Source organism: Robiginitalea sp. (genome assembly GCF_049588695.1).
In the GTDB taxonomy this organism is placed as follows: Bacteria; Bacteroidota; Bacteroidia; order Flavobacteriales; family Flavobacteriaceae; genus Robiginitalea.
In genome coordinates, this window is record NZ_JBAVZJ010000356.1 from 1 (window position 1) to 6,415 (window position 6,415).

Consider the following 6,415-nt stretch of genomic DNA (forward strand, 5'->3'; position numbering starts at 1 on the left):
ACATAGACGGTTTCCCGGTTAAAGGCCATAAGGAAGAGGGCCAACATGGGCAGGATAAGCAGGTACTTTAAAACATGGATGGATTTGGATTGATTGCGTTGTAACATGACGATTCGTTTTTTGATTAATGATTGATTGAAATGACTGACAAGGGGTGGGGAGGTCGCATTCCCCGAAACTTTTAAGAGGGCATACTGGTATTCGCGGACAGACGATAAATCGCGCACGGCCTGGGCATCTGCGAGATATTCCAGGTTTTGCTGAATGATTTTCTGGTACCACCATACCATCGGATTGATCCAGAGTACAATGGCCGTTACCCGGGCCAGTAGGATATCCAGAGAGTGTAACTGTTTTCCATGGGCCTTCTCGTGTTCGAGGACCAGCTCGAGTTCGGCCTCATCGTGCACCTGGGGGTTGTAGAAAATGTACCTGAAAAAAGAGAAGGGCCCCTGTATATATGTGGAAGGGATCAGGATATAGCCCTCATGGGTATGTTTTTTTCCTTTTCGAATGATGGAGAATAATCTGCGGAGTTGCCTAAAAACCAAACCCGTACAAATAAGGATGCCCGGCAGGTAGGCCCAAAGTAAAATCCGTCTCCAGTCAATGGGAGCGGCCTCGGAAACGGCTACCCCATTGACGGCAGGGGCTGCTTCCAAGGCAGTTGCCTGGATCAGGACTTCATCCTGAAAGGTCACAAAGGGCAGGAGCAGGGCAGAGAGCAAACCCCCGAGTAGGAAAAACCGGTTTAGGGTAAAGAAAGTTTCGTTTTTAAGGAATATCTGATAGATGATCAGGAACAATGCTAATATGGCTGAGGCTTTGAGGATATAAACTTCCATAGATGGGGTTATTTCTTTTTTTCAATAAGTTCGATGATCTCGCGGAGTTCATCTGCAGAGATTTTCTCTTCGTTCGCGAAATAGGAAACCAGGCTCTTGTAAGAATGATCAAAATAGTCGGCCACCGTTTCTCCGATAAATTCTTTCCGGTACGCCTCCCGGGTCACCAAAGGGTAGTATCGGTGTGTATTCCCAAAGGCTTCATGGCCCACAAACCCCTTTTCTTCCAGGTTTCGCACCATGGTGGATAGGGTGTTGTAATGGGGTTTCCGCTTCCCGGGGAAAGCCTCGAGGAGTTCCTTGACAAAGGCCTTTTGGAGTTTCCACAGGAGTTTCATGATCTCCTCTTCTTTATTGGTGAGTTTTTGCATGTGTTCTAATTATTAATAGTGTTCAGGGCTTTTTGGGCCGATTCCATTTCGGGATCCAGTTCCAGGGCGTGCCCATATGCTTCCTGTGCACCCGAAAGATCCCCTTGCATTTTCAAAGCCTCCCCATAGCTGTCCCAGCAATTGGCAACCTCGGGGAAGAGCTCTGTATTCAGTTTAAACAATTCCAGGGCTTTGTCTGTGTCCTGAGCCCCATAGAGATAGGCATACCCCAAAACGTTGAGGATGAGCTCATGCGGGTCGGTAGGGTGGAAGTTGACCGTTAACGTTTCGAAATTATCGCGGACATATTCAATACCGTGTTTTTCGTAGTGAATCCGAACATTTTGAACGGCCGGAAGCTGTGGCTTTTTTGGGGTTTCGCCCCGGTACAGCGCCAGGATGTCCGATCCGATCCGTTCGGCAACGGGCTCATCCATATTGGCCAGGACCACAATGGAAAAATCATCACTAATAACCTGGAGCAGGACAGAGTTGAATCCCTCAAAGCCCCCGGCCGCCCCGGTAGCCTTTCCATCGGGAATTTCCCGGAGGAATTCAAAGAAGGGATCCTCCTCCCGGGTATCTGCGGAAAGAAGTAAATCGTCGTAATAATAAGACCTGTAGAATTCCAGGATATCAGAAGCCGTGGAAAGGAATCCCCCATCCGGGTTGGGTACATCCTGTGTAGGAGCAGAGACTTCCAGTTGCCCTAAAGGACTGTAATAGTATCCTTTTGCCATACGGGTTTCCAACCCCTTGAAATCATCCAGGTAGGTGTCTTTTAACCCCAGTGGCTCAACGATCCGCTCCCGTACGTTGTCGAAGTAGGATGCACCACTGGCCTTTTCGATTACGGCCCCGAGGATCACATATCCCAGGTTCGAATACGACTCATCAGTTCCGGGAGTAAACATCAGCATTTCAGATTTAGCCCGCTCCACAATAGCGTTGAGTCGCCTCTCGGGTTCCGGAAGCTCAAAATAACCCTCATTGTGATAGTCCCCGAAGCCGGACCTGTGTTCCAGGAGGTGTGTCAGGGTGATGTCTGCAGCCCTGGGGTCTGTAAATCCGCTCACGTACCGGGAGAGCGGGTCAGAGAGGTTCAATTTGCCCTCACTTGCCAGCTGTCGCACCACAATAGACGTAAAGGTTTTGTTCATCGAACCTATGTCGAACAACGCAGAGGTCTCAACCGGCCGGTCGTTTTCCCGATCGGCTATCCCAAATGCTTTGTGGTAAACAGGCCTGCCCTGTGCGGCGACCAGGACGACGCCTGAGAAAATCTCCAAATCCAGGTATCCCTTCAAAACCCGGTCTGCCTGATCGGCAAAGTTTTCGGGAAGGGCAGGTGAGGGGGAAGCCTGAGCCGATTTTTTATCAGATGGCTTGCAAGTGATTACAAGGAATGCAAGTACCGTTAACAAGAGGCCTTTTCTGATTTTATGGTCCATATGAAATATACAGATTGGGTACATTGATTGAGCAAACATAACTAATATATTAGTTTTAAAACTAAAAATATAGTTAAAAAACTATAAAAATAGTTAGTCTTAAAATTCCTATTGTCCCTGCCTATAGTATATTTACCGAATCAATTTGGAAGGATGGACGCCCTTTTTGTGCTGCTCGGACTTATATTACTAATTGCCGGAGGTGACTTTCTTCTGAAGGGATCTGTGGACCTTTCCCTGCGTTTATCCATCCCCAAGATCGTGGTGGGGATGACTGTGGTATCCTTCGCTACCTCTGCCCCCGAACTTATCGTGAGTTTGCAATCGGCATTACAGGGATTTCCAGATCTGGCCCTGGGCAATGTGGTTGGGTCTAATCTGGCAAACCTCGGGCTTGTTTTAGGACTCACGCTCCTTATTGGGGCCCTGGATATTCGAAGGAGTTTCTACTTTGTCGATTGGCCCGTAATGATGCTCGCTTCACTGCTCTCTTACGTTTTTATCCTTTCCGATAGAATGCTCGGACGTACCGAAGGCATAATTATGGTTGTGGCCTTGTTCATTTTCCTGATCTACCTGTTGCGTTATCAAAAGCCGGCTATCACAGAGGTTCCCCAGGAAGGTGTGAATATACTCCCGCTGTATAAAACCGTATTTTTCCTGCTTGTCGGGGGTGTCGCCCTTTGGGGAGGTTCTGAGATATTGATTTCCGGAGCCGTTGGCCTGGCCACACGTCTTCATATCAGCGAACGGATCATTGGGATTTCCCTGGTATCCGTGGGAACGAGTATCCCCGAGCTGTCAGCTTCGGTCATGGCTATGATCCGTCAGGAAAAGGCGATCTCAGTCGGGAACCTGATCGGTTCCAACATCTTTAACCTGCTCGCGGTCCTCGGTATCACGGCCATTATACACCCGATTCACGTGATCGACGAACACCTCGTCACCGTAGACCTGCTATGGATGCTCGGGATTTCTTTTCTGGTTTTGCCCCTGGTGTTTTTTCCGAAAGGCCAGCGACTGAACTGGAAGGACGGTCTGATCCTCCTGGCGGTCTACGCCACTTTTATATTCACTACTTTTTCATAAAAAAACCGCCGGAAAGTGCAATGTCTTCCCGACGGTTACAATATTTATCCAATGAGCCTTTCTTAGGCCTCTACTTCGATATTGGCGCTTTGGACTGTTTTGATAATCCGTGCTGCTACCTTGTACGGATCTGCATTGGACGCCGGACGTCTGTCTTCCAGCCATCCTTTCCAGCCTTTCTCCACCGTTAAGATTGGAATACGGATGGAAGCCCCCCGGTCGGAAATCCCAAAGCTGAATTCCTCGATGGACTGTGTCTCGTGAAGCCCCGTAAGGCGTTCATCGTTAAACTCCCCATAAACCTCGATGTGTTCTTTGGTGACAGGTCGGAAAGCCTCACAAACTTTTTCGTAGATCTCCTGGGAACCACAGGTTCTCAAGAGGTTATTCGAGAAATTAGCGTGCATCCCACTACCATTCCAATCCCCTTTGACCGGTTTCGGATGGTAATCAATATAGTATCCGTAGTCTTCCGTCAGGCGATCCAGTAAATAACGGGCCACCCACACCTGGTCTCCGGCGTTCTTGGCTCCTTTGGCAAAAATCTGGAATTCCCATTGTCCACAGGCCACTTCCTGGTTGATCCCTTCAAAATTGAGTCCGGCCTGCAGGCAGTAGTCAGCATGGCGTTCTACAAGCTCCCGCCCGTGGGTATTGCGCCCGCCTACGGAGCAGTAGTAAAGACCTTGTGGCCCTGGATATCCACCTATAGGGAAGCCCAGGGGCAATTGGGTATGGGAATCCATGATAAAATACTCCTGCTCGAAACCGAACCAGAAATCATCGTTGGCATCTCCGTCAATGGTAGCTCTGGAGTTTGTAATATGTTCCGTTCCATCGGCATTCAAAACTTCCGTCATCACCAGGTAGCCGTCTTCTCGGGCAGGGTCCGGATAAATAGCTACTGGCTTTAATAGAAGATCCGAGGATCCACCTTCGGCTTGCTTGGTAGAGCTCCCGTCAAAAGACCATACCGGGCAGTCCTCCAGTTTTCCGCTGAAGTCCGTTTCAACTTTGGTCTTGCTTCTCAGGTTTGCAGTGGGGTGATATCCGTCTAACCAGATATACTCTAACTTCGATTTATTCATGCGTACAGGATTTAATTGATTTTTTTTGTGACCGTCAAAAATAGAACAATTATGTATTCGTTATATCTAAATGAGGGGGTAATTATCAAAAAAATCGATGTAATTATCAACACCCCCTTTATTTTGAGGGGGTATAGTCCAAAACCGGCTAATTTGTAATAATTTTGCCTGTCAAACCACCTTCACCTTATTCCTATTATATCGCTTATGAATCCACAGAGACAGAAGGCCACGGCCTCAGACCCGGCCCATCGCACAGAAATACCCCGGGAAACCGCATTGCAATCAGAGCGTTTCGGGCAGTCCGTATTTAATGAGGACCGCATGCGGAGATACCTGACGGGGCTCGCTTTTAACAGCGTTAAGGAGGCCAGCTATTCCGGCACCAAAATAGACCGCAAGATCGCCGATCAGGTGGCTGAAGGAATGAAGGCATGGGCCATAACCATGGGGGCTACGCACTACACCCATTGGTTCCAGCCTCTGACGGGATCTACTGCGGAAAAGCACGATGCATTCTTCGACCTCCTTCCCGATGGGAGGGCGATTGAGAAATTTGGCGGCAGCCAGCTGGTGCAACAGGAACCCGATGCTTCCAGTTTCCCCAGCGGGGGGATTCGCAATACTTTTGAGGCCCGGGGATATACCGCCTGGGACCCGACTTCGCCTGCTTTTATTTACGGCAGCACGCTTTGCATCCCAACCGTTTTTGTCTCCTATACCGGGGAGGCGCTGGATAATAAAGCACCTTTGCTCCGGGCCCTGAATGCAGTGGATGTGGCCGCTACGGCTGTGGCGCGGTATTTTGATAAAAACGTCAATAAGGTGATTGCCACCCTGGGCTGGGAACAGGAGTATTTCCTGGTCGACAGGGAACTGGCGCAATCACGCCCGGACCTGATTCTCGCAGGGCGAACCCTCCTTGGGCAGGCTGCAGCTAAAGGCCAGCAGCTCGATGATCATTACTTTGGGGTGATCCCCCGGCGCGCCTTTCAGTTTATGCGTGACCTGGAACAGGAATGTATGCTCCTGGGTATTCCGGTCAAGACCCGTCATAACGAAGTTGCACCCAATCAATTTGAACTGGCCCCGGTTTTTGAAGAGGCCAATCTGGCGGTAGACCACAACCTGCTTTTGATGGATGTCATGGACAAGGTAGGCGGACGGCATGGCCTGATGGTCCTTTTTCACGAAAAACCTTTTTCAGGCATCAACGGTTCGGGCAAGCACAACAACTGGTCCCTGAGTACCGATACGGGCACAAACCTCCTCAGCCCGGGTTCCACGCCTATGAAGAACCTGCAATTCCTCACCTTTTTTATCACCACCCTCATGGCCGTAAACCGGTATGAAGAATTGCTGAGGTCCTCCATTGCTTCGGCCAGTAATGACCATCGCCTGGGTGCCAATGAGGCCCCCCCGGCTATATTTTCAATTTTTATAGGGACCCAGCTTACGGGTGTTCTCGATGAACTGGAAGGGGTCTCCAAAGGGCGTTTGTCCCCTGAAGAAAAAACTGAGCTCAAACTCAACGTTGTCGGTAAAATTCCCGAAATCCTCATGGATAACAC

Annotated in this window: 6 protein-coding genes; 2 read left to right on the top strand and 4 right to left on the bottom strand. The window is 49.5% G+C overall.

What is annotated here, in order from left to right; all coding sequences use genetic code 11:
• From WBV75_RS08640 to WBV75_RS08650, 3 genes are all read right to left on the bottom strand, one after another.
• Positions 1 to 845, bottom strand: an 845-nt coding sequence (locus WBV75_RS08640; protein ID WP_424120227.1) for a M56 family metallopeptidase, incomplete at its 3' end; no start/stop codon positions are given.
• 8 nt (positions 846 to 853) lie between these two features.
• Positions 854 to 1,216 carry a BlaI/MecI/CopY family transcriptional regulator gene (locus WBV75_RS08645; RefSeq protein WP_424120228.1) on the bottom strand — a complete coding sequence of 121 codons (363 nt, stop codon included), beginning with the start codon at positions 1,214 to 1,216 and terminating at the stop codon, positions 854 to 856.
• 5 nt (positions 1,217 to 1,221) lie between these two features.
• The gene (locus WBV75_RS08650) at positions 1,222 to 2,667 is read right to left on the bottom strand and encodes a serine hydrolase (RefSeq protein WP_424120229.1); all 1,446 of its coding nucleotides are present in this window, start codon (positions 2,665 to 2,667) and stop codon (positions 1,222 to 1,224) included.
• Between the two features lie 153 nt (positions 2,668 to 2,820).
• Between WBV75_RS08650 and WBV75_RS08655 the strand changes: the two genes are divergently transcribed.
• Positions 2,821 to 3,756, top strand: coding sequence for a calcium/sodium antiporter (locus WBV75_RS08655; protein ID WP_424120230.1), 936 nt, complete (start codon positions 2,821 to 2,823; stop codon positions 3,754 to 3,756).
• Between the two features lie 62 nt (positions 3,757 to 3,818).
• Here WBV75_RS08655 and WBV75_RS08660 read toward each other — a convergent pair whose 3' ends face one another.
• A complete protein-coding gene (locus WBV75_RS08660) occupies positions 3,819 to 4,844 on the bottom strand; it encodes a glutamine synthetase beta-grasp domain-containing protein (RefSeq protein ID WP_424120231.1) in 1,026 nt (341 codons plus the stop codon).
• Between the two features lie 207 nt (positions 4,845 to 5,051).
• Between WBV75_RS08660 and WBV75_RS08665 the strand changes: the two genes are divergently transcribed.
• Positions 5,052 to 6,415 (top strand): glutamine synthetase III (locus WBV75_RS08665; protein ID WP_424120232.1); only part of this gene is annotated, 1,364 nt, incomplete at its 3' end.